Below are 26,982 nucleotides of genomic sequence, written 5' to 3' on the forward strand. Positions count from 1 at the left end.
GTGCCTGCCGGGGTCTGACGATGAGCAAGGACAAAACCACCCGCCCGGGAGCCAGCGGGCGCGCGGCCGCCCCCGGGGCAGGCTGGTCCCTGCCGGAGGCACGCGCCGCCGTCAGGACGCGATCCGGACCGTTCTTCACGGCCCTGGAGCGGACGCGCCAACCGATGATCGTCACGGATCCTCGGCTGCCCGATAATCCGATCGTCTTCGCGAACGCGGCCTTCCTGGCGTTGACGGGACACGACGCCGACGATCTGCTCGGTCGGAACTGCCGCCTCCTGCAAGGGCCTGAGACGGACAGGGACGCGGTCGCGCGGATCCGTGAGGCCGTCGAGGCACGCCAGGAGATCCGGATCGCACTCACGAACTACCGCAAGGACGGGACGCCGTTCTGGAACGAGCTCCATGTCTGCCCGGTCTTCGACGAAGGCGGCGATCTGATCAACTTCTTCGCTTCGCTGATCGATGCGACGCGGGCCCACGCGGCGGAAGCCGCCCGGAGCCGGCTCGGCGACATCGAGGGGCGGCTGGCCGAGGCGCAGCGCCGGCTCACCCTGACCCAGTCGGCGGCCGGCGTCGCGGGAACGTGGGATTGGGATATCACGGGCGACCGGCTTCACGTCGACGATCGCTTCGCTCGCCTCACCGGAATGGCGGTTCCGGTCGCGAATGCCGGCGTTCGGACGAACGCGTTCTTCGCCAACATCCATCCCCTCGACCGGATGCGCATCCGGCTTGCCGTGAGCGGCGTCCTGAACGGAGCCGAGGTCTTCGACAAGGAGTACCGCCTGAGCGGAGCGGACGGGGCGATCCGGTGGGTGCATGCGCGCGGGCGCTGCCTCTACGACGAGGACGGGGCACCGTCGCGATTCACCGGCGTCCTCGTCGAGGTTACGGACCAGAAGCGTGTCGAGGAGCGCCTGCGCATCGCGCAGACGGCTGGCCGCATCGGCGCGTTCGAGTACGTGCCGGGCTTCGCCACCGTCGCCGTGTCGACGCAGTTCTGCAACCTGCTCGGCCTGATGCCCAGCGAGACCCTCGCGGCGAGCGCCGTGAACGCCCTCACGGTGGAAGCTGACAGGCCGCTCCTCGATCCGCGCCTGCGCGAGGTTGGCGAGCTGCCCTACAGCGAAACGCGGGTACGGCTGGCCGATACCGGTGAGATCCGTTGGCTCGCGCGTCGGGGCGAGGCGATCCGCGACAATGAATCCGCGGACTTGCGGCATGTCGGCGTGATCTACGACGTGACGGCGACCAAGGAAGCCGAGGTCGCCTTGCGCGAGCTCAACGAGACCCTCGAAGCGCGCATCCGCGACGCCATCGCCGAGCGCGAGCAGGCCGAGGACCAGCTGCGCCAGTCGCAGAAGATGGAGGCCGTGGGCCAGCTCACGGGCGGCATCGCCCACGACTTCAACAATCTTCTCACCGGCATCGTCGGATCCCTCGACCTGATGCAGACGCGCATCAACGAGGGACGCACCGAGCATCTGAGCCGCTACGCGGGCTTGGCGATGTCCTCCGCGCAGCGTGCCGCGGCGCTGACGCACCGCCTGCTCGCCTTCTCGCGCCGCCAGCCGCTGGAGGCGAAGCCCGTCGACGTGAACCGTCTCGTCAGCTCGATGGACGATCTGCTGCGTCGGACCCTCGGCGAGCACGTCCGGCTGGAAGTCGTCGTCGCGGGCGGATTGTGGCTCACCCTCTGTGATCCGAACCAGCTGGAGAACGCCGTCCTGAACCTCGCGATCAACGCGCGAGACGCGATGCCGCACGGGGGTCGCCTCACCGTCGAGACCGCCAACGCCCACCTCGACGACGCCTACGTGGCGCGGGAAGTCGGCGTGCAAGCCGGACAATATGTCTGCATCTGCGTCAGCGACACCGGCACCGGAATGCCGGCGGATGTGATCGCCCGCGCTTTCGATCCGTTCTTCACGACGAAGCCGCTCGGACAGGGGACTGGCCTCGGCCTGTCGATGATCTACGGGTTCGCCAAGCAATCCGAGGGAAACGTCAAGATTTACTCGGAGATGGGCCAGGGTACGACGGTCAAGCTCTACCTGCCGCGCTATCGCGGCGATCTCGAGCAGGCTGTCGAGGTCAGCGCGCAGGCCCCGCGCGCGGAGCGCGGCGAGACGGTTCTCGTGGTGGAGGACGACACCACCGTGCGCTCTCTCGTCGGTGAGGTGCTGCAGGAACTCGGATACCGGACCTTCGAGGCGTCCGACGGTCCGTCCGGTCTGCAGATCCTCCAGTCGGACGTCGACATCGACCTGCTCATCACCGATGTGGGCCTACCCGGGATCAATGGCCGTCAGCTCGCCGATCAGGCCCGCGTGACCCGCCCGACCCTGAAGGTCCTGTTCATGACGGGCTATGCGGAGAATGCGGCCTTCGGGAACGGGCATCTCGGCGTCGGGATGCAGATGATCACGAAGCCGTTCCCGGTCGAGGGGCTCGCGACCAAGATCCGGTCGATCATCGGATCCTGACGGCAATGCGTTCGCTCGGCGCTGTGCGCCGCTCTTCGTCAGCCGCGAGGCCGGTGATTCCGCATCTCAGGGGGACGTCCCTGGGGGCAGACGGCAATAGCGTTGCGTTTCGGAAACGCTGCCGCTCCACGGTTGTCTCAGGGCAACTGGCCTGCTGACCCGCCCGGATGGCCTGTGCGATGAGCGGACCATGATCCGGGTCATCAAGCACGTCATCGTCGAACCGACGCCAGACCGACACGCGCGCATTGCGCGCATCCTCGCCACGATCCAGGGCGCGTTTCCCGAAGCGACGACCGATATCGTTCAGGGGCTTCTCGACGACGATCTCGTAGTCGAAGTCCGGCTGCCGCTCGACCGTCTCGACGCCTGGCGCTCCGCGCGAGGTCTCTGGACGGACTTCAATCGCGCGGATGATACGAGACGAGCCCAGCCGCACGAGTCCTGATCCGGACGTCCCCTCCACAATTGCCCGCCTCGACCTGCCCGGAGGAAACCGGGATACTCACAGGTCGTCCGTCATCGGTTGCGGCCAGCACGAATGGTCGATCTGGCATGAGCCGGGCTCACAAGGACTGGGCACGAATCCCGTGCTCGATTGCCCAGAGAGCCGCTTGGGTGCGATTCTGGGTCTTCAGCTTCCGGAGCACGTTCTTGACGTGGATCTTCACGGTAGCTTCGGCAAGATCACAGGCCCGCGCGATGATCTTGTTGGATGCGCCTCCGGCCAGGTGCTTGAGAACGTCGAGTTCGCGCGGCGACAGCTTGTGCACGCTGATGATCTGCTCATTCGACGATACGTTGCTGTTCCAACCAGCGGAGGCCTCGGTGTGTCCGTCAGAATGTCCGGGAGTGGCTTGGGCGCGCGGCGTCCAGCGAGCGGAAATTCCCGGCATCTGGACCGTCAGGCCGCTGAAGATCAATTCGAGGATTTGCGAGAGCGTCTCGACGCTGACGTTCTGATCGACGATGGCCGAGGCAGCCTCGCACAGATTTCCAGGGATCGCCGCGCAATCGTCGCGATTGATGAGAAGGACGAGTTTCGTCTCACCGCCTGCTCTTCTCAGATCGACAGATGAAATCTCACCCTCACGCCCGCCGAAGGCAACGAGGATAAGCCCGCGCTCGGTTCCTTCGGGCAAATGCTGAGTAGCCGCCTGAAGTTCTGCAGCCTCTTCCACGACATCGTAGCGGGTCGCACGCAACATTGCCTTTAGTCCCTCCCGCGAGAGCGGGTTGGACGAAACGACCACCGTCGATATTTTGTGTTCGCCAAGCATGGCCGTTCCTTCAGGAATAATACTTCCGGATGAGCAGTTACTGCCTGCTCAGCGGCATGCCAGAAACTGCCATCACTTGCGGGCTTTTGAAATCATGAATTGTTAATAGACTGTATGCTTTTTGCTTTACCTGCCGTTCGGTTTAATTCGTACCGTGGCGTTTGTCCCAGGTCGCATCAAAGTGCGTTCCGGCAGGAATCGGTGGTGATCTCGAGCGGAACGAGCGGGACTATGATTGCGGTCGGAACTGCTGGCTGGAGCGTACCGAAGCGTTATGCATCGGAATTTCCATCGGGCGGCAGCCATCTGGAACGATACGCGGGTTGCTTCAACGCGGTCGAGATCAACACCTCGTTCCATCGGCCCCATCGCGTTGCGACTTATGAGCGTTGGGCAACGTCGGTCCCGGACGGCTTCCGATTCGCGGTGAAGATCCCGCGGACGATCACGCATGACCGCCGCCTGGTCGACATCGACGATCTGCTCGCGCGCTTTCTCGACGAAGTTGCCGGCCTCGGATCGAAGCTCGGACCGTTGTTGCTGCAGCTCCCGCCGAGCCTGGCTTTTGAGCCTGATCGGTGCGGGGGATTCCTGACCCGCCTGCGCGGCGCCTTTGCGGGCGCGCTGGTCTGCGAGCCGCGCCACCCGAGTTGGTTCGCGCCGGCCGTCGATCTGCGTCTGAGAGCGCTACGAATCGGGCGCGTCGCCTCGGACCCACCCCCTGTGCCGGGCGCGGACGAGCCCGGCGGCTGGACGGGCCTCGCGTGTTACCGGCTCCACGGATCGCCGGATGTCTACTATTCGGCCTATTCGCAGACCCAACTTCGGAAACGCGCTGAGCAGCTTCTGGTGCGTACCCACGAGGCTCGGGATGTTTGGTGCATCTTCGACAACACGGCGGCCCTCCACGCGACCGGCGACGCTCTCACCACGCTCGAGGCGTTGGAAGGCAAGGGCCCTCATCCCGGGGGGCCTTCTGGTAAGGCCGGCTAGACTCAGCTCGCGACGGCCGCAACCCGGCCGGAGCGGTCACGCAGTGGCCTCGCATCCTTCGCCATTGCTTGGATCGTGACCGAGTTCGGCCCGTTCCGATCCGCTGAGCGGTGAGCCCTGCCAAATATCGCAAGTCCGAACCGACCCTGTCGAACCGGCATGTTTGGCTCTCGTGGAGAGATACGAGCAAGTCGAAAAGCCCCGCGAGCCGTGAGGCCGCGGGGCGAAGTTCATCTCAGAGACCAGTCACGCTGGTCAAGATCGGGGGAAGAAAGCCCAGCGAGACTGTGCCGGGGCTTCAAGTCCGGCTCGAGCAGCGTCGCGCGCGCGATCGGTCGACACATCCTCAAATGTGAACCGGAAGCGAGAAAAACGGCCACGGGAGATCCGTCCGGCCCGGAATTGCGGCGGGTGCGTCCGACGGATCTGCGTCCGGTCGGCATGGAAGATCGGCGGAGTGGCGCGCCCGAGGCCTATCCGTCGACACCGAGTCGGGCCGACCGTCCCGGCACGTCGCGCGGCCTGCTGGCCATGGCGGGCGGCAGATCTTGTCCGCGGCCGGAGACAACGACGAGGCGCTGAACCTCGCCGCGCAGATAGGCCTGCAGGAACTTGTTGTAATCCCTGAAGGAAACGCACCCGTTTGACGCGCCGCTCGGTCCAAGCATGTAGGTATGCGCCAGCAGCCCGACGCGACCGTAGACAGCGCCGCTCCCACCGACGGGGCTGAGACGCAGGGCGCGGACGCCGTGGAACAGGGCTTCGCGCTCGCTGAGGTCGTAGGTCCCCGGCGGGGTTGCCCCCTTCATGCGCAGGTGAACGAAGTTCGGATCGTCCATCGTGTTGCCGAGCCCGGAATGCGCCTCGAGTTTGTCCCCGTTCGGCATGTGGACGATGCGCGCGTTGATGTCATAGACCGCCGTCCCGCCACCCCCATCCGGGATCGGCGTCGGGCTCAGTCGGCGGCGCGGCGTCGGGTCGACGGGATTGCTCTCGAGCGCAGCGTAGGCGAGCGCAGGACCGGCGGGCCTTTCCACGCCGAACAGCTTCTCGAAGAATGAGCGGTTATCCTCGTTCGTCGACGGCAGTGCCGCGGGTGTCGCTCGGCGCGCGGCCTGCCGGTCAGCCCGACGGGTCCATTCGGACGGATTCGGGCGCCGCAGTTCCGGGGGCCGCGGGACCGGCAAGGGAATAGTCTGGGCAATCAGCGGCTTTCCCTGGGCCGGTTCGGAGGGCATGTCGTTGGAATCTTGCTGTGCGAACGCAGTCGGCGGCTCGGGTTCGTCTTCCGTCCGCATCGAAGTCCATGGGGGGGCCGCATCGAGCAGGGCCTCGCGCCACATTTGATCCGCCTCAGGACCGAGCGCCAGCGTTGGACCCGGCGCGACATCATCGGCTGCGGAGGCGGACGCAGCGGGTGTTTCCTGCGCAAGGTTCGTCCCCTCCATGCTCGCCACGGCCGAGACGGCCGGCTCGTCAGGGCTCGGAGAACGATCCTCGAAGGATACGAGGCTCAGAGCTGCCGCCAAAGCCAGCGTCAACGAGACTTTGCCAAGGACAAGCTTAGGGAAAGGTCTCGCGGCAATGCCGGCGCGCTGCAGATGATTGTATGCCATGCGGTGGTCACTCGGATCCACGTCTCTGAACGGTTGCCCGCCATGCGGAACCTCAATGGTACGCGGTTGCACAGAGTAACCACGAGGCATGCGCTGGCGGGTCCGTTGCCCAGTGTGGCAAAGATCACGGCCCGGCTGGCTTTTCTTGGGCGACAATATGGTTAAGGCTGGATGAATTCGGGCGGTCTCCCGTAGGCCAGCAGAGCGAGGCGGATGCCCGAGCGGTCGCCGATTCGCGCGGTTCTCGGCGACGAACGGTGTCGGCGCAGGTTCGGGACACCGTGAAGACCGGTCGGATGCGGCAGCCGATCCGGTCTGCTAAGATCCGCTTCCGCTGCAGCCGTTTCGTGCCGGTGTCATGAACCCAGCCTTGAAGTTTGCCCTCGTGGCCCTCTGCGCCTTCGCTCCGTTCGAGGCGGTCGCCCAGACGGCGACGAACATCGTCGCGCTCAAAGGCCTGTCACCGGTGAGCACATTGCTGAGCACGCCGGAAGGCAGGGCAGCGCTCGCCGCGAACCTGACCGTCACCGGGGATATTCAGACCGGTGTGCTCAAGCAGCCGATCCTGCTGCCATTTCCGGAGCAGGAGCAGCTTGCGCTGCGGGATTGCTTCATCACCGACGGCAACGCGACGGAACTGGCCGATGGCCTGGGTTCGAAGCTCGGTGACGTGTACCAGGAGCAGGCGCGCTACGAGAATTTCAAGACCTTCACCAGCGTGTCGCCGGCGGTTGCCGAATTGATCGGATACACCAACAACGTAACCAAGTCGGATTCGAATGCTGGCAAGTATTTCTTCGCCAACGCGACGACGGACGGCAAGGCACCGGTGGCCGAGAGTGCGTCGGTCATTCTCAGCACGATCGGTGGGACGACCGACGTGTTCGGCAAGGCCTATGGACGCGAGGCCGGAACCCCGGGCGCCGACGCCTTCGGCAATTCGCGCCCGTTTCAGACCGAACCGCGGCTCGTTGCGTATCGGGGCAATGACTATTTCGGCAAGGCATCCCACAGCCTCGACTGGCTGCGAGGTCCGAGCCAGAACCTGACGGACAGCCCGTCCTATCCGAGTGGCCACACCACCTATGGCTACACCGAGTCCCTCCTGCTCGCGATCCTCGTGCCCGACCGGTATCAGCAGATGATCACGCGGGCGGCCGAGTACGGGAACAACAGGATCGTGGTGGGTGCCCACTACGCGATGGATGTGATCGGCGGACGCGCGGTCGCGCTGCACGCCGTTGCCCATCTGCTCGCGAACGATCCAGCCTATGTCGGGCAGTCCCGCGACAATCCGGCCGTCATCAACGGGATGAGCCGCGCCGCGGACAAGGTCGTTGCGATCTCCGATTATCCGGCCGCCCTCTCGCTGGCGCGGGCGGAACTCGAAGGCGTCCTCAAGCAGAACTGTGGCGACGCGGTTGCGGCCTGTGCAACGGTCGATACCAGCCGCTTCAAGGATCCCGCGGCCAACGAGGCCTTCTACAACGCGACCCAGACCTACGGTCTGCCCGTCGTGCACCAGCACACGGCCAACGCCGTCGAGGACGTCGCAAGGATTGCGCCCGAGGCCGGTTACCTGCTGACAGCCGCCTTCCCGGCCCTGACCCTCGCGGAAGCGAACGAGATCCTGACAGCGACCCAAGGGCCCGGCGGCGGCTTTCTCGACGACGGGTCTGCTTTCGGGCTCTACACGCGTCTGAATCTCTTTGCGGCGGCGGGGCGGGCCAGGGCGCTCGCTGCCAGGAAGCACGCGGCGGCCCGCTAGGACCCGTCGGGCGCTCAAAAGGACGGGTCTCGGCCCGTCCTTGCTCGACCAGTGATATTTCTGTCGGCTCACTCGTCGCCTGTGTCACCCTCGTCCATCAGCAGATCCGCCGGCAAATCCGTCGACAGCGGCTCCGGGGAGGCAACGACCCGGTTCAGGCCAGCGGGCAGAAGAGCGTGGCCTTGGCGGCTCTCCGAATCCGACAGCATCAGGGAAGCGCCGGCTGAGATGAGGCCGGCCATCGCGCGGAGATCCTCCGGCTGCCGTGGGTCTCGCGAGATCCGTGCGGCCTCCCGTTCAAGGCGCTGGTTGCAGGCCTTCGACGGCAGGCCGCCCTCGGGCGTGCAGGCGTCGTGGCGGGCGCAGGCCGCGTCCAAGGCGTCGGTCGGCGCGAGCGGAGCGTTGTTGCCGGGTCCGCAATAATTGCCGTGCACCAGCAGCGCCGGTCCGTGGACCGTTGGAGCGGTGGGAAGCACCGGAGCGGATTGTGCGAATGCCGGTCCGGCAAGGCAGGCTGAAACAAGCAGGGAACAGGTGAATTTGCCGAGCATCCTCAGATGACCTCTCGCGATCACGCCCCCTCAGGCGGTGAGCATCGAGCGCTGCGTTGCAGCGAGTTCGTTTAAATCGGTGCAGGCGCGGATGGGTTCCCGAGCGCGATCGCTCCCTGCCGGAAGCCAGTCGGACGCTCCGTTCAGGCTTGTGCGCTGCGACACGCGCTCCCTGAACGCCATGCGCTCGGGACGCGCGGCAAAATGACGACGGCGTGCGGGGCTCAGTAGGCGAGGGCAAACGCCGGAAACACCTCGGACTTGTTGCCGCGCGGGTCCGATCCGGCCTCAAGCACGCCCGTTTCGGGATTGCGCTCGGTGCCGCAGAGGAACCCTTCCGTCCAGGCGGGCGCCAAATCGAGTTCATGGCCGCGCGCGGTGAGCCCGTCGAGGGTGTCCTGGCCGATGCTGGTCTCGATCCGCAGGCGATTGAGGTAGAAGTCGTGCGGGTGGAACAGGGCAGGGAAGTGCTCGCTCGAGAATTTCGGCGCCTCGATTGCGGCCTGAAGCGGCATGTCGAACACGACCCGGTTGAGGAAGAACTGCAGCTGCCACTGGTCCTGCTGATCGCCCCCCATGCTGCCGAAGGCGAGCCACGGCTTGCCGTCCTTCAGGGCGAGGCTCGGGCTGATGGTCGTCCGCGGTCGCTTGAAGGGCGCGAGCACGTTCGGATGATGAGCGGGCTGCAACTGACAGTTCGAGAGGCGTACGCCGAGGGGAAAACCGAGGGCAGGGACGACCTCGGCGCTCTTGATCCAGGCGCCGCTCGGAGTGAAGGCCGCCGAATATCCTTCCTGATCCATCGCATCGACGTGGACGGTGCCGGGTCCCCAGGAGGATCCACCGAGCCGGTCGGCGGGCGGCAACAGGGCACCGCCGGTCCAGGCATCGCCCGGGCGCAAGGCGCGATCGGCGTCATCGGTGATCAGCGCCGCACGGGCAACGCCGTACGCGTCGGACAGGAGGGTCTCGATGGGCACCGCGACGTGATCGGGATCGCCGTAGAACTGCTCCCGATCGGCAAAGGCGAGCTTCATCGCCTCGACGACCACGTGCACGTAGGCCGCCGTGTTGTGGCCAAGGGCGGACAGATCGAAGTTCTTGAGGATCGACAGCGACTGGAGTACCGCCGGCCCCTGGGTCCAGGGCCCGCACTTGTAGAGGTCGACGCCGGCGTAGCAAACTGAGACCGCGCGCTCCACCGGAACCTCGAAGCGGGCGAGGTCCTCGCGCGTCAGGAAACCGTCGCGCTGGGCGACGAAGGTCGCGATCTCACGGGCAATGTCGCCCTTGTAGAATGCGTCGAAGGCCGCGCGGAGGCCCGCGTCGCGGCTCCCGCCGACACGCCTCTCCTCCGCGGCGAGGAAGGCCAGCATGTCGGCGAGGGCGGGGTTGCGAACGATCTCGCCCTCCTGCGGCACGCGACCGTTCGGCAGGTACAGGTCGCCGGAACTGGTCCACGCGCTTCGGAAGCGCTCGGCATTGTCGAGGATGCCGAACTTGTGCTGGCGCAGCAGCCCCGAATGGACCGGGAAGCCGTTGCGCGCAAGGTCGAAGGCCGGTGCGCTGACATCGGCAAAGCTGAGGCGTCCGTAGCGACGCAAGGCTTCGAGAAGAGCGCCCGGCGCCCCCGGCACGCCGGCCGCGAGGGCTCCCTCCGGCGGTATCTTGTCGAACCCGCGCCGCCGGAAGGCCTCCGGTGTCGCCGCTGCCGGCGCGACGGTGTTGCCGTTGATGCAGACGACCTCGCGTTCGTCCGGCGCCGCGATCAGGATTGGGATCTCGCCCCCGATCGTGTGCATCTGCGGATTGACCACCCCCTCGACGAGGGAGGCCGCGACGGCGGCGTCGATGGCGTTGCCGCCCTGCTTCAGGATCTCAATCCCCGCCATCGGGGCCAGATAATGCTCGGCCGCGACGGCGCCGCGGCGGCCGAAGATCCGCGGATGGAAGGTGACCGTCTCCGTCGGCTTCGCGCGGAACGAACGGGTACTCTGAAAACCAGCCATCGGAACCAACATGCGCTCGGAACGTGAAGTTCGCGAATTCGCAGGATCACGCCAGCGTCGTGAGATCCTGGAACCAGTGCTGAGCCTGGGTATACCCTTTCACCCGCGACGAGAGAGCATGCGAGTTCGTGTCGTGGACGACCCAGACCTGTACGGCATCGTCCACGACGATCTCGTGGATGCGCGCGAGAAGCCGGTCCTGCTCGGCCGTGTCGAGGCTCGCCTTGATGGTGTCGCAGAGAGCGTCGACCTCGGGGTTCTTGTAGTGACTCCAGTTCACGCCGCTCGGCGAGATCTGCTTCGAATCGTAGAAGCGCAGGATCGCGTAGAACGGGTCGGAGGTGACGTAGGCGACATTGCTGGCCGTCACGCCCTTGAGGCTCGGGTCGGCCGCGCCCTGGCGCCACGCCGTGTAGGCGACCTCCTGCTCGACGGTCTGAAACTCGACCGCGATGCCGACCTCCGCCCAGCATTGCTGGATGAACTCGTTGATCGGCAGCGAGAGCATCTGCCCTGTGCCGCCGGTCGGGATGATGAACTTCGTGCGAAGCGGATTCTGAGGCGAGTAGCCGGCCTCGCGCACGAGCTTGCGGGCCGCATCGATGTCGAAGCCGATCTTGAAGGTAGGTTTGCCGAACCACGGGCTCGATGATTGCACCTGCCCGGTGGCGGGGGTGGCGAGGCCGCCCATCAAGGCCACGACGCTGTCGCGGTCAATCGCCAGGTTGGCGGCACGACGCAGACGGAGATCCCGCCACGGGCTCCCCTCCACCATCGAGAGATGATAGTTCCAGACATGAGGCGTATCGTTGCCGACGATGCGCATCCCGGCGGCCTTCAGGCGCGGCACCGCGTCGGGCGCCGGCAGCTCGATCAGATCGACGCTGCCGCTCAACAGTGCGTTCACCCGTGCGAGATCTTCCGGTACGCAGCTCAACGTGAGCTTCGCGAGCTTCGGCATGCGCCTCGGGTTCCAGTAGGCATCGTTCGGAACGAGTTCGGCGCGCACGCGCGGGACGAGCTGCTTCAGGCGATAGGGGCCGGTGCCGGCCGGCTCGAAGGCGAACTTGGCCCAGTCACGGCCGACCTTGTCGAACTGAGTGGGCGAGGAGATCAGGAACCACAGCATCTGATACGGGAACAGGGCATCGACAGCCTTTGTCGTCACCTGCACGGTCGAGGCGTCGAGCTTCTTGTAGGAGGCGACGGAGGGAAGGCGCGGACGCACCTGCGAGGCCTGACGCTGATCGTAGTGGGGGGCCTGCTGGTTCAGGACCTTGTCGAAGTTCCAGATCACCGCATCGGCGTCGAAGGGGGAGCCATCGTGGAACTTGACCCCGTCCCTCAGGCGGAACGTCCAGTTGCGCCGGTCGGCCGGATCGCTCTCCCAGGAGGTGGCGAGCCCCGGGACGAGCTTGCCGGGACGCTCGGCGACATCGAGTTCCCACGCCACCAGTGGGTCGTAGAGCGTGAGCCCGGTGAACTGGTAGCCACCCGCGCCGCGATCGGGCTGTCCGGTGGTCAGGGGCAGGTCCGTCATCGAGATGCCGTAGACGAGGCTCCCGCTCGGGAAAGCAGCTCCACTCGTCTGGGCGCGAAGGCTCGCCGACGAACCGAGCGTGGCCAGGGCGGCGCCGCCCGTCAGCATCGTGCGGCGGGTGAGGGCGACTGATTCCATGAGCGAGGTCTCGATCCATCTGTTGCGACAGCCGCTCCACACCGTTGTGGAGGCCGAACAGCACTTTCACTCTGAGGAATAGATCTTTCTTGTAAAGCCGAAAGAGTGAGCGCGACCAAGCTGACTTCTGTGCGTCTTGCTCAGAAACGCGGCACCGATACGCACGTCGGGTCGACTTTGCCACGTCAAGGCCGGTGCCGTTCATCCTGCCGGCTGATCATGTTGCTCGTGCGCCGCCCGGTCTTGGTGGTGCCAATCGAGCCACGAAACCGATCATGTCACGGCGATGCCCCTTGGCGGCGATACCACGTTGGCTGGAGGAGCGCCCGGGCCGGGCGTCAGATCGGCGGTGTCCGCCCTCGCCCGCCGAGTTCAGGCTTCTCGCGCGCGCCTTCGTGAGGGGCAGCCTTCCGTGAGCCCACGTCCCCGCGTTCGTTCAGCGGCCGGTGTAACCGAGGGCGCGAGCCGCCTCCGTAAGCCGTGCGAAGCTTGTCGCGTATCGCTCCTTCAGCCACGCACCGTCGGGCAGCGTTCGGTCCGGGCTCAGGTTGTCCTCGTTGTCGGACATCTTGATCAAGATCGCACTGAGATTGCCGCTGTCGATCACCTGCTTAATTCGCTCGGAATAGGCGGTCCGTGCGGCGGGTTTTGTCAGGAGCGTCACCATCTCGATGATCTCCGGACCGAAACCCGCCGCGCGGAGATCCACCGCCGTCCGCGGCGTGTCCTCGAGAACATCGTGGAGGATCGCGGCCTGCATCACCGACATCGGGTCGATCGGAAGGCGGTCGATGGCACGGGCATGCCCGGCACGCGCCACCGCTGCGTTGGCCACCCGCTCGAGGTGCCGGATATAGGGTTGGCCGCCCTTATCGATCTGTCCAGCATGCGCCGTGATCGCGAAGCTATGGGCGTCGAAGATGTTGCTCATGGTCGTCCTCGGGGCCCCGAGGGTTACGTCCGGGTGCGGCGGCTACGAGGCGATACGCGACGCGCAAGCACCGCTTCAAGAGGCCTTCTCGACGGGCGGCGTCTCCACGACCCGCAGCCCCGCCACCCGACTACCGTAACTTGGGCGGTTCAGGCGTCCGAGGTCCATCAAGGGTTGGAGCGGCACCTCGGCGAGGTCGAGCAGTTTGGCTTCGCGCCACCGCAGCTTGAACTCACCGGTCTTCAACCAACTCGGCTTCTTCTCCTCCACAAGGAGAAGAAGCTTCCCGGTCCACGTCTTCTTGAACCAGAACCGTCCTGTCAGGGCCATCGCGCTCACCCGAACCATCGACTCCCCTGAGAGGTAACGGTCAAGCTTGCGGCTTGTTCCGAAGATCCCCGCGACAAACAGGGGTGAACGGCGTTAAGTCCCCGCGTCCTGACCACGATCAAGCGCACCCGGAGTCCCTGTCCGCATATGCCCCGCTGGCTCTTCCTGCTCTTCTCCGTAGCGCTCGCGCTGGCCGTCCTGGGCAGCGTCCTCGTCTATCTCAGGGGCACGCCTGGCCCCCAAGTCCAAAGCGCGGCCGGAGTGGGGACCTGATGCGGCGCGGGCTTCCCCTCATCGCCGCTGCCGTGCTCGCGATGGCTTTTGTGGTCGGTCTCGGATTGTGGCTGTCGGCAGCGCGTGAGGAGCAGCGTGCCGAGACGGATGGAAAGCCGGCGGTTCCGGCCTGCAATCCGCAGAATACGGTCGGCAAGGCGATCTTGCCGGATTGCCCGAAGCCCGCGTTTCCGACGCCGAAGACACCCTGATCCGCGACGGATCGGGGATTCGCGCGCCAGCGTTGTCCGCTGACGCTCAGTCTTGCGCTGGCGGTTTCGCAGTCGCCTCGGATCGGCGGCTGGTGCGGCGCCAGTCGGCCGGATCGACGAAGATCCCGGCCCAGAGGCCGCGGCGCATCGCCCAGGCCTTGCTCTCCTGCCGAACATAGGTGGCGGAGGTGCGCCGGTCGGCGACCGCATGGCCGTGCGCCGCCATCCAGGCGCTCAGATCCTCATGACCGACTCGGCAGACCGCTACCACCCGTTCGCTCTTCGGCGCCTTCAGGGGTTCGCACGTGACGGGATTGGAGCCGATCTGCTCGGCCAGGGCATGAGCAGCGTCCCGGCCGCAGGGATAGGCGTGTCCGGCCGCGTTTTCACAGTTCTGCGCCGTCTCCGGCGCGTCGATCCCGTAGAGGCGAATCCGCGATCCGTGCAGCTCGATCGTATCCCCGTCGATGACCGTCGCCGGGCCGGAGACCGCTTCGGCGGCCACCGCCGGAAAGGAGAGCAGGAGGAGGAGTGTTGCGGAGCGCAGAATCACGTGTGGGTTACCTGGGCAAAAGCGTACGTGCCGATGATCGAGGGGCCGAACTACCATGACATCTGGCCAAAAAGCGGCGGATCGATCCTGCGCCGGCGAATAGTCCCGATGCGTTGATCTTCGGTGACACCGCGTGATTCCCGCGACCCGCCGCACCCCGATGGATCCTTCGAGCCGTCGTCGCGGGTCCGGGACTCGCAATCAGCCCGTCGCGGCGGTCTCGCGGAGGTGCTGGACGGCGCGGTCGATGTCGAAGTCCGCCGCCGTGATCGCTGCGCGGGTGAACGGACAGATTTTCGGCTGTCCCCACTCGATCTGGCCCTCCTCCGGTCGAAGCTCAGGCGTCTCGGCATCGCCGATCGCGAGCCACCAGAGACCATCCATTTTCAGGGGCTCGAGGGCCGTCGCATCGAGGCCGAGAATCTTTGCGCGCAGGGCTGCCGCTTCGCGACGCCAGGTCTGGCTGTGCTGATCGTTCGACGTCAGTGCCGCCTTCAACAGATCGGCCAGGAAGGCACGCACCAGAACGGCCGGCGGCTCGATCGATCCGGTCCCGTCGTTGGATCCCATGCTCCGCTCCCGTCGCCACTCGGCGATCTGCCTGCAGGTTTCAGGCCGAAGATCGCCAGACCGGCTTCGTGCCGGCGGCGCGGGCGACCTCCTGAGCGGCCGAGGCCTGGTCGTCGACGGCGACACGCTCACCGTGCGCGGCCGCGTCGTGGGTCTTCTGGGTGTCGCCGCACCTGGTCTGAAGCAGACCTGTCTGGACGCCGGCGATCGGACCTATCCCTGCGGGCAGAGAGCGGCCTTTTCGCTCGCGAAGCACATCGGATCCGATGTCGTTGCCTTCAAAATGCAGGAGACGGATCGGCACGGCCGCATCCTAGCTGCGTGCGGCAAGGACTCGGAGGATCTCGCAGCTTGGTTCCAATGCCTTACGGTGCACCACCTTCGGCCTCGATCGGGAACTGGGAATGGTATTCGGCACACGGCGTGGCGTCCCGGCGCTTGCCATGGTTGTGATTGCGGCTGGCATCGCGTTAATCCGCCTCCCGCCGCGCCGCGTGGCAGACCCATGCGCGGCGAACCCGGCGGTTCATGCCTGCGCGATTTTCGATGCGCCCGGTTGGCTGACGCGTCGGGTGCATGCCGGACGTGCGCAGGAGGCGTCGATGTCGGCGGGGCAGGCTGCGTCTTCGGTCAACTTGCATGATGTGCTCGCCATCTCAGGCAAGCCGTCGATCCGGGCGGAAGCGGCCAGCCACAACCCCGGTGGCGTCTGACCGCGCATCGTCATCCCGGATCCTCGACGCCTCGCATTTGTGATCGGTATCCACCGCGAGCGTATGCCATAGCCGTTCGAGCATACCCGCGGAGCGACATGCCCGACCTCACCTACGCGATCGGCGACATTCACGGTTGCGCCGACCTGCTGCAGCGGCTGCTGGAACAGATCGAGCGCCGTGGCGCCGGGCGTGCCCGTTGCCTTGTCTTTCTCGGCGACTACGTCGACCGCGGGCCCGACAGTGCCCGCGTGATCGAGATCCTTCGTGACCTCGGGGAGCGCGAGCCTGAGGCCGTCACCTGCCTGATGGGAAACCACGAGGAGATGATGCTGAACGCCTACAGGGATGGTCTCGGCGCCACCGCCTGGCAGGAGAACGGCGGCGGCGGCACCCTGGCATCCTTCGGCATCGAGGATCCGGAGGATCTGCCGCACGGGGTCCTCGACTGGCTCTCGGCGCTGCCGACCGTTCATGAGGATAGCCGCCGCTATTATGTCCATGCCGGCTTTCGACCCGGGCGCCGGGGCATCGACCCCGATACGCGCTCGCGTCTCTGGATCCGGGAGCCGTTCCTCTCGGCGGATTACGATTTCGGCAAGCATGTCGTGCACGGCCACACGCCGCAGAAGTCCGGTCAGCCTGATGTGCGGACGCATCGGACGAACCTCGACACCGCCGCGGTTCGTGGCGGCGCCCTGACGGCCGGGGTCTTCACCGGCGAGGACGACAGGGCGGTCGAGTTCCTTCAGGTCTGGCGCACAGCCTGACAGGAACCCGCCGGCCGCTTCAATCCTTCGTCGGCCGCGAGCATCGATAAAGCCCGTACTGCGATGTGTGAGCAAGCACATCGGCCACTCGACTGGGGGCGACGCCGGGGCTGCGCGGATTGCTCCTGTTTGGGCGACCCCCTACTTTCGCTTGCGCGAGAGCAGGGGGCTTCCGCAGCGCCAAATCTTCATGTCGATTGACCAGATTGATCGAAGCGTCCGTGGCCCGCGCATCGGGTTCGGGCGAAGTTCCGAAGTGTTTGCGTACGGATCCCGGCAGGTCCTCAAGCTCTACCGGATACCCTGGGAGCCGGCTGCCGTTCTGAACGAGTTCGAAGCCACGAAACTCGCCTGGAATCTCGGGTTGCCTGTCCCGGAACCCGTCAGGATCGTCGAGGAGGACGGGCGCACCGGCATCGTCTTCGAGCGACTCGAGGGGCGAAGCGTCATGGGGCGATTTGCGCGCAATCCGATCCGCCTCCTCATCGCGCTCCGGCACATGGCACGCCTGCAGCAACGGATCCATGCCTGCGATGCGTCGCATCTGCCCAGTCAGCAGGAGATGCTCCGTGGCCAGATCGCCCGGGCGCGGGTCTCGGACAGCGTGAAGCGCTCCGCCTTGTCCGTCCTTGATCGGCTTCCGGATGGAACGAGCCTCTGCCATGGTGACCTCCATCCGGAGAATGCGATCTGCACGCCGCAGGGTTTGTACGTCGTGGATTGGCAGAAGGCGCGGGCCGGGAGCCCTTCCACCGACGTAGCCCGCACCGCGCTGATCTTGAGGCATGGGCGGCTGGATCTCGGCCGTCTCGGAGCATTCCTCCCGATGGATACGATCCGGCACGCCGTCGCATTCCTGTATCTCTGGCGCTACGCACAACTGACGGGCACGCCACTGGCGGAACTCAGGGCCTGGCAACTGCCGTTGCTGGTCTCCCGGCTATTCGGTCAGGCGGCGTCGAACGAAGATGAGGTGCGCGCGGAGGCCGAACGCCTCGCTCGTCGGACCGAGATCAAGCTTTCGAGGCAACTGCGAACCACGGCGGTCCTGCTAGCCCTCTCGAACGGGCTCGCGTTCGATCTGGAGATGACCGCGATCGTGTTCGCCTGACGCGTGGTGGGCGGCGGATCGCCAGTTGGCGACCAGGATCCCGATGTTGATGCCGGCGCCGAGGATCGCGGCGGCGACGTCGAAAATCTCGACGAGGGCCATGGGTTGCGGGGTGCGGCATCACCTCCGGAAGCGTGAGGGAAGCACACCATCGAGACCGTCACGTGCACCCATCGATGTTGTGCAATGCCGGATTGCAGCCTGCGAATTCGGGATCGTGCAGCCGCATATCACCCTGGGCTGTCGGCATGCGGGGCGATGTCGCCGAAGGACCGGCGGCCTCAAACACTCTGGCTCGGTCCTCGACAGCCCATGCCGGCCTCGGAACATCAACCCGCCCGGACGTGACCAGCGCGCGGCATTCTCGGCTCACGAGCCGCGGCAGCCTCGCTCAAGCCGAAGTTGCGTAGACCCAATCGGAAAGGGTTGTCGGCAACGGCAACCGCCGGATGTCGAGTCCGCAGGATGGCTGGCTGGTTTCTCCGCGGATCAGACGATTGAGCGCTGCTTCCGGCGTCTCGCAGCAGCCGAGCGGTTCATCCTCGTAGAGAATGATGAAGCGCTGGGTGTCGGCGAAGCGCATCAAGGCGATCCGAAACAGGCCTTGCTGGGTGTCGCACAGCCAGTATCCGCTCATGGCAGGCGTTCCTCCGTTGTTTTGGAGGAACAACTGAGTTGCGTGTTCGCCGGTTCACGCGTCGCGCGAGACCGCCAACGAATCTGTCAGGCGGCCCTGCACATTGTCCTGCATCCCGCCACAGGCAGGTCCCGTCACGCGTGGCATCGTGACGGGGGAGGGGGCCTCGGGATCAGCGCGGATCGGGCGGTCCCTCCCCCTTGCCGACGAAGGGGATACCCTCGATCGGGCATTCTTCCGTACCGACGCTCTGGCGCGTGATCGCCCGGACCGCATCCCGCGTCCCGTCAGGGTCCTCGATCCACCGTCGATAGAAATCGTAGGGACATTCGGACATCCCGTGCCGGTTTTCCTTCGAGTTGATCATGCCCGTATAGCCGCGATGAAGCAGCTTGAAGAGATGGTTCTCCGATTGGCCATGCGCGCGGAAGTCCCGGATCAAGAACTTGGACAGCGCCGCGTACTGGATGCCCATCTCCTCCTCGCCGCACTCACCAAGGGTGCGCCCGTCGAAGCCGATGATCGCGGAATGGCCGAAATAGGTGTAGACGCCGTCGAAACCCGCGGCGTTCGCCACCGCCACGTAGACATTGTTGGCGAATGCCATCGCCTTCGAGATGACGATTTGCTGCTCCTTTGCCGGATACATGTAGCCCTGGCAGCGGATGATCAGCTCGGCGCCGCGCATGGCGCAGTCGCGCCAGATTTCCGGATAATTGCCGTCATCGCAGATGATCAGGCTGATCTTCAGGCCCTTCGGGCCATCGGAGACGTAGGTGCGGTCGCCCGGATACCAACCTTCGATCGGGGTCCAGGGCATGATCTTCCGATACTTCTGAACGATCTCTCCCTGATCGTTCATCAGGATAAGCGTGTTGTATGGGGCCTTGTTGGGATGCTCCTCATGGCGTTCGCCGGTCAGCGAGAACACGCCCCAGACACCGGCCTTGCGGCAGGCTTCAGCAAAGATCTCGGTCTCCGCGCCCGGGACGTTGGCGGCCGTCTCGTACATCTCGCTCGCGTCGTACATGATCCCGTGGGTCGAGTATTCGGGGAAGATCACGAGGTCGAGACCGGGAAGGCCCGTCTTCATCCCGATGATCATATCGCCGATCTTGCCGGCGTTCTCGAGCACTTCCGCCTTCGTGTGCAGGCGGGGCATCTTGTAGTTGACGACAGCCACGCCGACGCTGTCCTGGCTGCTGGAGATGTCTCCGTGCATCATGGGAAGTTCCTCCGTGGTTTCTGCAACGCGTCCGGGGTTCCGGCCCGTGGGCCGGCACCGTCATCGCGGATCGGTTTCCGATCGGATCAGTGGCTGATCATCCAGGGCCGGGCCGATGGGAAGCTCTTGGTGGCGTCCGGCTGAGCTTTCTTCGTCGGGCTGCAGCAGCCGCAGGCCGCGCCATGCCCCGACGAGAGCCGCGGCGCGTGCCGACTGCGCTCGTTCGTGGCATGGGCTGTCCGCCTGCCGGCATCCATCGAGGCGAGATTTGGAGCCGTCAGGAAGGCCCGGCCGCATTCCGCCCCGCAATCCGGGCAATCATACGGATCGCGGAACTGCGCCATGGGGCGCAGGACCGTGAAGGGCCCGCAGGACGCGCAGGCGTAGTCGTAGACGGGCATGGTCAGAGATCCGGAGAGAGGGGCATCTGCACTGACCCATCGATGAACTTCGTCGGCCCGTCGGCGCCCGGGTTGATGTCGAAATCGAAAATCTTCGTCGGAATCCAGAGCGTCGCGCAGGCATTCGGAATATCGACGACGCCCGAGATATGGCCCTGGACCGGAGCCGTGCCGAGAATCGAGTAGGCCTGTGCGCCGGAATAGCCGAACTTCTTAAGGTACTCGATCGCGTTCAGGCAGGCTTGCCGGTAGGCGACGTGAACGTCGAGATAGTGCTGCTTTCCCCACTCATCGACCGAGATCCCCTCGAAGATCAGGTAGTCGTCGTATTTCGGCGTGATCGGCGAGGGCTTGAAGATCGGGTTCTTGATTCCGTACTTCGCCATGCCGCCCTTGATCAGATCGACCTTGAGGTGCACCCATCCTGCCATCTCGATGGCGCCGCAGAAGGTGATCTCGCCGTCGCCCTGGCTGAAGTGCAGGTCGCCCATCGAGAGACCGGCACCCGGCACGTAGACCGGGAAATAGATCTTCGAGCCGCGGGACAGGTCCTTGATATCGCAGTTGCCGCCATGCTCGCGCGGCGGCACCGTGCGGGCGCCCTCGGCGGCGGCCTTGTCCTTCGCCTCGCCGGTGAGGCGGCCCATATGTGCGGTGGGACCGAACGGAACGGTACCCAGCGCCGGCACGCGGTTCGGATCTGTGTTGACGAAGGCGATCTCGCGCTCGTTCCAGGTCGAGAGCAGCTTCGGGTCGGGCAGGCAACCGATCAGGCCCGGATGGATCAGGCCGGGAAAGCGTACGCCCGGGATGTGGCGCGACTTCGTGAACATGCCCTCGAAATCCCAGATCGATTTCTGGGCCTGCGGGAAGTGCTCGGTGAGAAAGCCACCGCCGTTGTTCTTTGAGAAGAAACCGTTGAAGCCCCACTGGCTCTCGGCCTTCGCGCCGATGTCGAGGAGGTCGACCACCAGGAGGTCGCCCGGTTCGGCACCCTCGACGCCGATCGGACCGGAGAGGAAATGGACGATCGACAAGTCGATGTCGCGGACATCGTCGGCCGAGTCGTTGTTCTTGATGAAGCCGCCGGTCCAGTCGTAGGTCTCGATGATGAAGTCGGCCCCGGGCTTGACCATGGCCACCATGGGAATATCCGGGTGCCAGCGGTTGTGCACCATGTCGTTATCGTAAGCCGATTGCGTGAGATCGACCTTGATCAGGGTCTCGGGCATTTCCTGCGCAGCTCCTCTGATGGATTCGGACTGCCGTCTCCGATTGCAAACCGGGAATATTCGGCCGCCCTGCGAAACGAAGGTCCCGTTTCTCGTTCATCCGACGCGCGCGGCGCCGGATCTCCTCGGCCGGCCCGTCGGACCGGCGTTGTCTCAGCCCGGAGGCGCCACCTTCGGCCCCTGGATCGCCGGGTGGATCGTGTCGAGCCTGATGCCGGGGCCTTCGATCCGGGGGCGCCGCCACGTTTCAGTCGGCCATGCGCCGGCAATGGCCATGACCGCGATCGTCGTCTTCTGAGGCATGCGGGAAGCCGGTCGAAGCGAGTGATGGATGATGCGCGACATCCGTCAGACCGATAGGAAGCGGGACACCTGCGCCTCGTCGATGTCGGCGCGCAGGGATTCGTGCACGATACTCCCGTTCTCGATCACGAGCACCCGGTCGGCGACGTCGAGTGCAAAGCTGAGGACTTGCTCGGACACCACGATCGACAGACCGCGCTCGTCGCGGATCTTCTTGAGCGTCCTTCCCATCTCGCGAATGATCGAGGGCTGGATCCCCTCCGTCGGCTCGTCGAGCAACAGGACCTTCGGCTTGCTCGCAAGTGCGCGGGCAATGGCGAGTTGCTGCTGCTGGCCACCGGAGAGGTTGCCGCCGCGCCGGTCCTTCATCTCCAGCAGCACCGGAAACATGGTGTAAAGATCCTGGGGCACTCTCCGGGCGCCCGTGACCGTCAGCCCCGTCTCGATGTTTTCCTGCACCGTCATGGTCGAGAAGATCATTCGCCCCTGCGGCACGTAGGCGAGACCCTTGGCGACGCGCGTGTGGCTCTTCAGGCTCGTGACATCATCGCCCGCGACCCGGATCGACCCGGACTTGACGGGTACGATCCCCATCAGGGTCTTCATCAGGGTGCTCTTGCCCATGCCGTTGCGGCCCATGACGGCGACGATCTCGCCGGGCGCCACGTTGAGGTCGAGGCCGTGGAGGACCTCGCTCTGACCGTAGGCGGCGTGCAGATCCCGGATCGCCAGGACCGGATCCACGCCGGGGTTCAGGGCGGAGGGAGGGCGCGTCGTTGCGGCGGAGGAAGTCTGGAGCATGACGAGGCGCCTCAATGGCCGAGATAGACTTCGATGACCTTCGGGTCGTTCTTGACCCGCTCCATCGAGCCTTCCGAGAGCACCTTGCCCTGGTGCAGGACCGTCACGCGATGGGCGATGTCCTCGACGAACTTCATGTCGTGCTCGATCACCAGGACCGAGCGGCCGACGATGATCTGGTTCAGGAGCTCAGCCGTCTTGATGCGTTCGCCGACGCTCATGCCGGCAACGGGCTCGTCGAGCATCAGGAGCTCCGGATCCTGAATCAGCAGCATGCCGATCTCCAGCCATTGCTTCTGGCCGTGGCTGAGGAACTCGGCCCGCGCCTTCAACTGATCCTTGAGGAAGATGGTCTCGGCGATCTCATGGATGCGATCGCGGACTTCCGCGTCGCGCTTGAAGGTTAGGGCTCCCCAGACCGAACGGCCCCGCGGAAACGAGATCTCAAGATTCTCGAACACGGTCAGGTCGTCGTAGATCGACGGCGTCTGGAACTTGCGTCCGACCCCGGCCTGCACGATGGCGCTCTCTGTGAGCTTCGTCAGCTCCTGGCCTTTGTACTTGATCGATCCGGCGCTCGCCCGGGTGCGCCCGCAGATCAGGTCGAGCACCGTGGTCTTGCCGGCCCCGTTCGGACCGATGATCACCCGGATCTCGTTCGGATCGACATAGAAGGACACGTCGTTGACCGCCTTGAAGCCGTCGAAGGAGACCGTCAGCGCGTCAACGGCGAGGAGGAAGTCGGGAGCGGCCGCCGGATCCTTGGCCGGCTCGGCCCCCATCAGTACGTTCGGAAGGAGGCTTGCGTTCATGGATCGTCCTCACTCGGCCGGGGCGCTGTGGGGCGCGATCGCGGGGTCGGGAGCCCGCAGCGAACCGATCCGCCGCGTGAGCCGAGGCTCGATCTGCTCGCGCCAGATACCGGCCAGACCATTCGGGAAGGCCAGGACGACGGCGATGAAAAGGGCTCCAAGGCCGAACAGCCACAGATCCGGGAAGCTTTCGGAGAAGCTCGTCTTGGCCCAGTTGACCAGAAGCGTGCCCCAGACCGCGCCGAAGAGCGACAGGCGGCCGCCGACGGCTGCGTAGATCACCATCTCGATGGAGGGCACGATGCCGACGAAGGACGGCGACATGAAGCCGACCTGGAGCGTGAACATGGCACCGCCGATCGCCGCGAAGGCGGCGGCGAGGCAGAAGGCGAAGACCTTGAAGCCCGCCACCGAGTAGCCGGAGAAGCGCACGCGATCCTCCTTGTCGCGCATCGCCACGAGAATACGCCCGAGCTTCGACCGCTTCACATACTGCGCGATCAAGATGCAGCCGATCAGCAGGCCCGCATTGACGAAGTAGAGGATGTTGTGGGCGCTGTCGGTGCGGATGTCCCAGCCGTGGAGCGTGCGCAGGTCGGTGATGCCGTTGATTCCGCCGGTATAGCCCTGCTGGCCGACGATCAGAATCGTCAGGATCGCGGCGATCGCCTGCGTGATAATGGCGAAGTAGGTGCCTCCGACGCGGCGCTTGAACATCGCCGCCGAGATCACGAGGGCAAACACCACCGGCACCGCGACAACGAGGATCAGGGTCAGCGGCAGGCTGTTGAACGGCTTCCAGAACCAGGGAAGCGAGGTGATCTGGTTCCAGTCCATGAAGTCCGGGATGCCCGGCGTCGACTGGATCTTGGTGTTCTCGGGGCTGCTCGCTTCGAGCTTCAGGTACATGGCCATGCAGTAGCCGCCGAGCCCGAAGAAGACGCCCTGACCGAGCGAGAGGATACCCGCGTAGCCCCAGCAGATCACCAGTCCCAGCGCGACGAAGGCATAGGTGAGGTACTTGCCGACGAGGTTCAGCCGGAACCCGTCGAGCAGAAGCGGCAGGACAATCAGGATGAGTGCAGCGAGCAGCGCGAGGCTGAGCCACTCCATCGGCTTCATGTAGGGGTTGTCGTTGACGGTCAGCGACTTCGAGAGCGCCTGAACGGGACTGGTCATGGGGACAGGATCCTCAGCGCCGGACCTTGAGGGTGAAGAGGCCCTGGGGCCTCAGCATCAGGATGCCGACCACGGCGAGCAGGGTCAGGACCTTGGCCATCGAGCCGGACAGGAAGAATTCCAACGTCGACTGGGTCTGGGAAATCGAGAACGCCGACGCTATGGTGCCGAGGAGGCTCGCTGCACCACCGAAGACCACGATCAGGAAGGTGTCGACGATGTAGAGCTGGCCCGAGGTCGGGCCTGTCGAGCCGATCATCGTGAAGGCCGATCCGGCGACGCCCGCGATTCCGCAGCCGAGCCCGAACGTGTAGCGGTCGACCTTCTCGGTATCGATGCCCACTGCGCCCGCCATGGCCCGGTTCTGCATCACCGCGCGAACCTGCTGGCCGAAGCGCGAGCGGTAGATCAGCAGGGCGACGCCTACCGTGATGAGAGTCGTGACCGCCATCACGAACAGGCCGTTGATCGGCACTTCGATGGAGTCCGTGACCTGCACGGATCCGATCAGCCAGGACGGCAACTCGACACCCACTTCGCGGGCTCCGAAGATCGATCGGAAGGCCTGCTGGAGGATGAGCGAGAGACCCCAGGTGGCGAGAAGCGTGTCGAGCGGACGCTTGTAGAGGAAGCGGATCAGTCCCCATTCGACGAGCATCCCGAGGGCGCCCGAGGTCAGGAAAGCGATCAGCATCGCCAGGAAGAAGTAGGCCGGGAACAGGCTCGGGAGATGAGCCTGGAAGAACGACGAACACAGGTAGGTCATGTAGGCGCCGAGGATCATGAACTCCCCGTGCGCCATGTTGATCACGCCCATCTGGCCGAAGATGATGGCCAGTCCCAGCGCCATCAGCACATAGACCGAGAACAGGATCAGACCGGCAAAGCCCTGCATCGCGAAGATCGCGCCGAGATCGCCGAGGGAGTAGTCACCGAACATCCATGTTCTCCGGTCGACGGGGCGTGCGAGGGCCTCTGCGTCGAGGCTCTCCGATGTCGCGGATGGGACTACTGGAGCGTCAGCAAGTCCTGCGCCAGAAGCTCGCGCCTACTGATAGCCCTTCGGGAACGGGTCCGGCTTGATCAGCTCGGGGCTCGTGTAGACGATCTCGAACTGGCCGTCGGTCTTGGCGCGGCCGACCCGCGTTTTCGACCAGAGGTGATGGTTCGGGTCTATGCGAACGTATCCTTCCGGAGCGCCCTTGAACTCGATGTCGGAGGACGCCGCCGCGATCTTGTCGACGTCGAAGGAGCCGGCCTTCTCCACCGTGAGTTTCCAGAGGAACGGCCCGAGATAGGCGGCCTGCGTCACGTCGCCGATGACGGTTTTCTCGCCCCACATCTTCTTGAATGCAGTCACGAAGCCCTTGTTGTTTTCGTTGTCGATCGATTGGAAGTATTTCATGCAAGCGTAGGCTCCGGCGATATTCTCGCCGCCGATGCCGTCAATCTCATCCTCCGTGACGGAGATCGTCATCAGAACCTGCTTCGACAGATCGATGCCGGCCGCCTTGAGCTGCTTGTAGAAGGCGACGTTCGAGCCACCGACGACGTCGGTGAAGATCACCTTCGGCTTTGTCAGCTTGATCTTGTTGATCACCGAGTTGAACTGCGTGTGGCCGAGCGGGAAGTATTCCTCGCCGACGACTTTGCCCTTGAGAACGTTCTCGACGTGCTTACGGGCGATTTTGTTCGAGGTGCGTGGCCAGATGTAGTCCGAGCCGGCGAAGAAGAACGTGTCGCCGCCCTTCTCCTTGTGGACCCAGTCGAGGCCGGCGAGGATCTGCTGCGTCGCCTCCTGGCCGGTGTAGATGACGTTCTTGGACTGCTCCAGGCCCTCATAGAAGGTGGGATAGTAGAGCATGCCGTTGTACTGCTCGAATACCGGCAGGACCGCCTTGCGCGAGGCCGAGGTCCAGCAGCCGAACACCGCCGCACAATGGTCGTTGACGAGAAGCTTCTTGGCCTTCTCGGCGAAGGTCGGCCAGTCGGAGGCGCCGTCCTCCTGGATGATCTTGATCTTGCGGCCGAGCACGCCGCCCGCGGCGTTGATCTGCTCGATGGCGAGCTTCTCTGCCTGCTGGGCGCCGGTCTCGGAGATCGCCATCGTGCCGGAGACCGAGTGCAGGATGCCGACCGTCACCTCGCTGTCCGTTACCGCGAGGCCGCTGGTGTTGACCGCCGATGTCGGCGCTGCTGCGAGCGCGCCCCGCGGCATCAGGGCCAGCACCGGTGCACCGGCGAGCCCCATGAGGAGCTTGCGCCGCAGCGGCGAATGCAAGCCGCGATCTCTGCGTTGATCGTTGTCGTCTGCCATCGTGCCCAGCCCTGCCTCGCGTCCGTCGACCTTTCGTCGGCCGCGGATCAACATCGTCGAGGCTAGGCTTGCCGTTGCACCGCAGCATATACGTGATTTTGCGTATATCGGTCGGTGCCCCACCGACGCATGGTAGCGCCGGGTGTGTGGAAAGGCATTCGGGGCACGGTCGCTCGGCGGCATCCCGAGGCTGCGGTTTTCGCATGCGAGCGGCGCGCCTGTGCATGA

28 protein-coding genes are annotated in these 26,982 nt (G+C 65.1%); 8 read left to right on the forward strand and 20 right to left on the reverse strand.

Annotation, left to right across the window (positions count from 1 at the left end; all coding sequences use genetic code 11):
* Window positions 1-20: 20 nt before the first annotated feature.
* Together F6X51_RS14970 and F6X51_RS14975 are read left to right on the forward strand one after the other, a co-directional pair.
* A complete protein-coding gene (locus F6X51_RS14970) occupies window positions 21-2,489 on the forward strand; it encodes a PAS domain S-box protein (RefSeq protein ID WP_150964480.1) in 2,469 nt (822 codons plus the stop codon).
* A gap of 190 nt (window positions 2,490-2,679) precedes the next feature.
* Window positions 2,680-2,937 carry a hypothetical protein gene (locus F6X51_RS14975; RefSeq protein WP_150964481.1) on the forward strand — a complete coding sequence of 86 codons (258 nt, stop codon included), beginning with the start codon at window positions 2,680-2,682 and terminating at the stop codon, window positions 2,935-2,937.
* A 118-nt stretch (window positions 2,938-3,055) separates the two neighbouring features.
* Here the strand turns inward: F6X51_RS14975 and F6X51_RS14980 are convergent, their stop codons facing one another.
* Window positions 3,056-3,769: a LuxR C-terminal-related transcriptional regulator gene (locus F6X51_RS14980; protein WP_150964482.1), complete on the reverse strand. Its 714-nt coding sequence runs from the start codon at window positions 3,767-3,769 to the stop codon at window positions 3,056-3,058.
* Window positions 3,770-4,000: 231 nt separating this feature from the next.
* Between F6X51_RS14980 and F6X51_RS14985 the strand changes: the two genes are divergently transcribed.
* Window positions 4,001-4,762 (forward strand): DUF72 domain-containing protein, encoded by a 762-nt coding sequence (locus F6X51_RS14985; protein ID WP_150964483.1) that lies wholly within the window; start codon window positions 4,001-4,003, stop codon window positions 4,760-4,762.
* 473 nt (window positions 4,763-5,235) lie between these two features.
* Here the strand turns inward: F6X51_RS14985 and F6X51_RS14990 are convergent, their stop codons facing one another.
* Entirely contained in the window at window positions 5,236-6,378 is a 1,143-nt protein-coding gene (locus F6X51_RS14990) for a DUF2778 domain-containing protein (protein ID WP_246696817.1), read from the reverse strand.
* A gap of 358 nt (window positions 6,379-6,736) precedes the next feature.
* On the opposite strand from F6X51_RS14990, the gene F6X51_RS14995 reads away from it, so the two are divergent.
* Complete coding sequence (locus tag F6X51_RS14995) at window positions 6,737-8,146, forward strand: phosphatase PAP2 family protein (protein ID WP_150964484.1); 1,410 nt, start codon at window positions 6,737-6,739, stop codon at window positions 8,144-8,146.
* Between the two features lie 68 nt (window positions 8,147-8,214).
* Here the strand turns inward: F6X51_RS14995 and F6X51_RS15000 are convergent, their stop codons facing one another.
* The 5 genes from F6X51_RS15000 to F6X51_RS15020 form a co-directional block, all read right to left on the reverse strand.
* A complete protein-coding gene (locus F6X51_RS15000) occupies window positions 8,215-8,697 on the reverse strand; it encodes a hypothetical protein (protein ID WP_150964485.1) in 483 nt (160 codons plus the stop codon).
* 224 nt (window positions 8,698-8,921) lie between these two features.
* A complete protein-coding gene (locus tag F6X51_RS15005; RefSeq protein ID WP_191970131.1) occupies window positions 8,922-10,706 on the reverse strand; it encodes a gamma-glutamyltransferase family protein in 1,785 nt (594 codons plus the stop codon).
* 46 nt (window positions 10,707-10,752) lie between these two features.
* Window positions 10,753-12,384, reverse strand: coding sequence for an ABC transporter substrate-binding protein (locus F6X51_RS15010; protein WP_150964487.1), 1,632 nt, complete (start codon window positions 12,382-12,384; stop codon window positions 10,753-10,755).
* Between the two features lie 436 nt (window positions 12,385-12,820).
* The gene (locus F6X51_RS15015) at window positions 12,821-13,315 is read right to left on the reverse strand and encodes an HD domain-containing protein (RefSeq protein WP_150964488.1); all 495 of its coding nucleotides are present in this window, start codon (window positions 13,313-13,315) and stop codon (window positions 12,821-12,823) included.
* A 75-nt stretch (window positions 13,316-13,390) separates the two neighbouring features.
* On the reverse strand, window positions 13,391-13,645 hold the full coding sequence (locus tag F6X51_RS15020) for a hypothetical protein (RefSeq protein ID WP_150964489.1): 255 nt from the start codon (window positions 13,643-13,645) through the stop codon (window positions 13,391-13,393).
* 272 nt (window positions 13,646-13,917) lie between these two features.
* Here F6X51_RS15020 and F6X51_RS15025 point away from each other — a divergent pair, with 272 nt between their 5' ends.
* Complete coding sequence (locus tag F6X51_RS15025) at window positions 13,918-14,130, forward strand: hypothetical protein (protein WP_150964490.1); 213 nt, start codon at window positions 13,918-13,920, stop codon at window positions 14,128-14,130.
* A 46-nt stretch (window positions 14,131-14,176) separates the two neighbouring features.
* On the opposite strand, the gene F6X51_RS15030 is transcribed toward F6X51_RS15025, so the two are convergent.
* From F6X51_RS15030 to F6X51_RS15040, 3 genes are all read right to left on the reverse strand, one after another.
* Window positions 14,177-14,683 carry a thermonuclease family protein gene (locus tag F6X51_RS15030; RefSeq protein WP_246696818.1) on the reverse strand — a complete coding sequence of 169 codons (507 nt, stop codon included), beginning with the start codon at window positions 14,681-14,683 and terminating at the stop codon, window positions 14,177-14,179.
* A 201-nt stretch (window positions 14,684-14,884) separates the two neighbouring features.
* Entirely contained in the window at window positions 14,885-15,205 is a 321-nt protein-coding gene (locus tag F6X51_RS15035; protein WP_246696819.1) for a hypothetical protein, read from the reverse strand.
* An 88-nt stretch (window positions 15,206-15,293) separates the two neighbouring features.
* Window positions 15,294-15,557: a hypothetical protein gene (locus F6X51_RS15040; RefSeq protein WP_150964493.1), complete on the reverse strand. Its 264-nt coding sequence runs from the start codon at window positions 15,555-15,557 to the stop codon at window positions 15,294-15,296.
* A gap of 100 nt (window positions 15,558-15,657) precedes the next feature.
* Between F6X51_RS15040 and F6X51_RS15045 the strand changes: the two genes are divergently transcribed.
* The 3 genes from F6X51_RS15045 to F6X51_RS15055 all read left to right on the forward strand — a co-directional run bounded on the left by F6X51_RS15045 (window position 15,658) and on the right by F6X51_RS15055 (window position 17,847).
* Window positions 15,658-15,966 carry a hypothetical protein gene (locus F6X51_RS15045; protein ID WP_150964494.1) on the forward strand — a complete coding sequence of 103 codons (309 nt, stop codon included), beginning with the start codon at window positions 15,658-15,660 and terminating at the stop codon, window positions 15,964-15,966.
* A gap of 98 nt (window positions 15,967-16,064) precedes the next feature.
* Window positions 16,065-16,736 carry a metallophosphoesterase family protein gene (locus tag F6X51_RS15050; protein ID WP_150964495.1) on the forward strand — a complete coding sequence of 224 codons (672 nt, stop codon included), beginning with the start codon at window positions 16,065-16,067 and terminating at the stop codon, window positions 16,734-16,736.
* Between the two features lie 190 nt (window positions 16,737-16,926).
* A complete protein-coding gene (locus F6X51_RS15055; protein ID WP_150964496.1) occupies window positions 16,927-17,847 on the forward strand; it encodes a phosphotransferase family protein in 921 nt (306 codons plus the stop codon).
* 391 nt (window positions 17,848-18,238) lie between these two features.
* Here F6X51_RS15055 and F6X51_RS15060 read toward each other — a convergent pair whose 3' ends face one another.
* The 10 genes from F6X51_RS15060 to urtA form a co-directional block, all read right to left on the reverse strand.
* Window positions 18,239-18,484 carry a hypothetical protein gene (locus tag F6X51_RS15060; protein ID WP_150964497.1) on the reverse strand — a complete coding sequence of 82 codons (246 nt, stop codon included), beginning with the start codon at window positions 18,482-18,484 and terminating at the stop codon, window positions 18,239-18,241.
* A 172-nt stretch (window positions 18,485-18,656) separates the two neighbouring features.
* Entirely contained in the window at window positions 18,657-19,709 is a 1,053-nt protein-coding gene (locus tag F6X51_RS15065) for an aliphatic amidase (protein WP_150964498.1), read from the reverse strand.
* Window positions 19,710-19,795: 86 nt separating this feature from the next.
* Window positions 19,796-20,110, reverse strand: coding sequence for an FmdB family zinc ribbon protein (locus F6X51_RS15070; protein WP_150964499.1), 315 nt, complete (start codon window positions 20,108-20,110; stop codon window positions 19,796-19,798).
* Window positions 20,111-20,112: 2 nt separating this feature from the next.
* Window positions 20,113-21,342, reverse strand: coding sequence for a formamidase (fmdA, locus tag F6X51_RS15075; RefSeq protein ID WP_150964500.1), 1,230 nt, complete (start codon window positions 21,340-21,342; stop codon window positions 20,113-20,115).
* Window positions 21,343-21,495: 153 nt separating this feature from the next.
* The gene (locus tag F6X51_RS15080) at window positions 21,496-21,687 is read right to left on the reverse strand and encodes a hypothetical protein (RefSeq protein ID WP_150964501.1); all 192 of its coding nucleotides are present in this window, start codon (window positions 21,685-21,687) and stop codon (window positions 21,496-21,498) included.
* Between the two features lie 3 nt (window positions 21,688-21,690).
* Window positions 21,691-22,446: an urea ABC transporter ATP-binding subunit UrtE gene (gene urtE, locus F6X51_RS15085; RefSeq protein WP_150964502.1), complete on the reverse strand. Its 756-nt coding sequence runs from the start codon at window positions 22,444-22,446 to the stop codon at window positions 21,691-21,693.
* Between the two features lie 11 nt (window positions 22,447-22,457).
* On the reverse strand, window positions 22,458-23,258 hold the full coding sequence (urtD, locus tag F6X51_RS15090; protein WP_191970132.1) for an urea ABC transporter ATP-binding protein UrtD: 801 nt from the start codon (window positions 23,256-23,258) through the stop codon (window positions 22,458-22,460).
* A gap of 9 nt (window positions 23,259-23,267) precedes the next feature.
* On the reverse strand, window positions 23,268-24,437 hold the full coding sequence (gene urtC, locus F6X51_RS15095; RefSeq protein WP_150964503.1) for an urea ABC transporter permease subunit UrtC: 1,170 nt from the start codon (window positions 24,435-24,437) through the stop codon (window positions 23,268-23,270).
* Window positions 24,438-24,450: 13 nt separating this feature from the next.
* Window positions 24,451-25,377, reverse strand: coding sequence for an urea ABC transporter permease subunit UrtB (urtB, locus tag F6X51_RS15100; RefSeq protein WP_150964504.1), 927 nt, complete (start codon window positions 25,375-25,377; stop codon window positions 24,451-24,453).
* Window positions 25,378-25,485: 108 nt separating this feature from the next.
* On the reverse strand, window positions 25,486-26,754 hold the full coding sequence (gene urtA / locus F6X51_RS15105; protein ID WP_150964578.1) for an urea ABC transporter substrate-binding protein: 1,269 nt from the start codon (window positions 26,752-26,754) through the stop codon (window positions 25,486-25,488).
* Window positions 26,755-26,982: the final 228 nt, after the last annotated feature.

Origin of the sequence: Methylobacterium planeticum, assembly GCF_008806345.1 — a bacterium.
Lineage (GTDB): Bacteria > Pseudomonadota > Alphaproteobacteria > Rhizobiales > Beijerinckiaceae > Methylobacterium > Methylobacterium planeticum.

Bases quoted from the DNA above. Each gene is read 5' to 3' on its own strand.
- F6X51_RS14985 (WP_150964483.1), top strand. From the start codon at position 4,001: ATGATTGCGGTCGGAACTGCTGGCTGGAGCGTACCGAAGCGTTATGCA.
- F6X51_RS15020 (WP_150964489.1), bottom strand. From the start codon at position 13,645: ATGGCCCTGACAGGACGGTTCTGGTTCAAGAAGACGTGGACCGGGAAG.
- F6X51_RS15015 (WP_150964488.1), bottom strand. From the start codon at position 13,315: ATGAGCAACATCTTCGACGCCCATAGCTTCGCGATCACGGCGCATGCT.
- F6X51_RS15045 (WP_150964494.1), top strand. From the start codon at position 15,658: ATGGTATTCGGCACACGGCGTGGCGTCCCGGCGCTTGCCATGGTTGTG.
- F6X51_RS15055 (WP_150964496.1), top strand. From the start codon at position 16,927: ATGTCGATTGACCAGATTGATCGAAGCGTCCGTGGCCCGCGCATCGGG.
- F6X51_RS15025 (WP_150964490.1), top strand. From the start codon at position 13,918: ATGCGGCGCGGGCTTCCCCTCATCGCCGCTGCCGTGCTCGCGATGGCT.
- F6X51_RS15005 (WP_191970131.1), bottom strand. From the start codon at position 10,706: ATGGCTGGTTTTCAGAGTACCCGTTCGTTCCGCGCGAAGCCGACGGAG.
- F6X51_RS15070 (WP_150964499.1), bottom strand. From the start codon at position 20,110: ATGCCCGTCTACGACTACGCCTGCGCGTCCTGCGGGCCCTTCACGGTC.
- F6X51_RS15065 (WP_150964498.1), bottom strand. From the start codon at position 19,709: ATGATGCACGGAGACATCTCCAGCAGCCAGGACAGCGTCGGCGTGGCT.
- F6X51_RS14980 (WP_150964482.1), bottom strand. From the start codon at position 3,769: ATGCTTGGCGAACACAAAATATCGACGGTGGTCGTTTCGTCCAACCCG.
- F6X51_RS14975 (WP_150964481.1), top strand. From the start codon at position 2,680: ATGATCCGGGTCATCAAGCACGTCATCGTCGAACCGACGCCAGACCGA.
- F6X51_RS15010 (WP_150964487.1), bottom strand. From the start codon at position 12,384: ATGGAATCAGTCGCCCTCACCCGCCGCACGATGCTGACGGGCGGCGCC.
- F6X51_RS14990 (WP_246696817.1), bottom strand. From the start codon at position 6,378: ATGGCATACAATCATCTGCAGCGCGCCGGCATTGCCGCGAGACCTTTC.
- urtE (WP_150964502.1), bottom strand. From the start codon at position 22,446: ATGCTCCAGACTTCCTCCGCCGCAACGACGCGCCCTCCCTCCGCCCTG.
- F6X51_RS14995 (WP_150964484.1), top strand. From the start codon at position 6,737: ATGAACCCAGCCTTGAAGTTTGCCCTCGTGGCCCTCTGCGCCTTCGCT.
- urtA (WP_150964578.1), bottom strand. From the start codon at position 26,754: ATGGCAGACGACAACGATCAACGCAGAGATCGCGGCTTGCATTCGCCG.
- F6X51_RS15060 (WP_150964497.1), bottom strand. From the start codon at position 18,484: ATGAGCGGATACTGGCTGTGCGACACCCAGCAAGGCCTGTTTCGGATC.
- urtB (WP_150964504.1), bottom strand. From the start codon at position 25,377: ATGTTCGGTGACTACTCCCTCGGCGATCTCGGCGCGATCTTCGCGATG.
- fmdA (WP_150964500.1), bottom strand. From the start codon at position 21,342: ATGCCCGAGACCCTGATCAAGGTCGATCTCACGCAATCGGCTTACGAT.
- urtD (WP_191970132.1), bottom strand. From the start codon at position 23,258: ATGAACGCAAGCCTCCTTCCGAACGTACTGATGGGGGCCGAGCCGGCC.
- F6X51_RS15050 (WP_150964495.1), top strand. From the start codon at position 16,065: ATGCCCGACCTCACCTACGCGATCGGCGACATTCACGGTTGCGCCGAC.
- F6X51_RS15080 (WP_150964501.1), bottom strand. From the start codon at position 21,687: ATGTCGCGCATCATCCATCACTCGCTTCGACCGGCTTCCCGCATGCCT.
- F6X51_RS14970 (WP_150964480.1), top strand. From the start codon at position 21: ATGAGCAAGGACAAAACCACCCGCCCGGGAGCCAGCGGGCGCGCGGCC.
- F6X51_RS15000 (WP_150964485.1), bottom strand. From the start codon at position 8,697: ATGCTCGGCAAATTCACCTGTTCCCTGCTTGTTTCAGCCTGCCTTGCC.
- urtC (WP_150964503.1), bottom strand. From the start codon at position 24,437: ATGACCAGTCCCGTTCAGGCGCTCTCGAAGTCGCTGACCGTCAACGAC.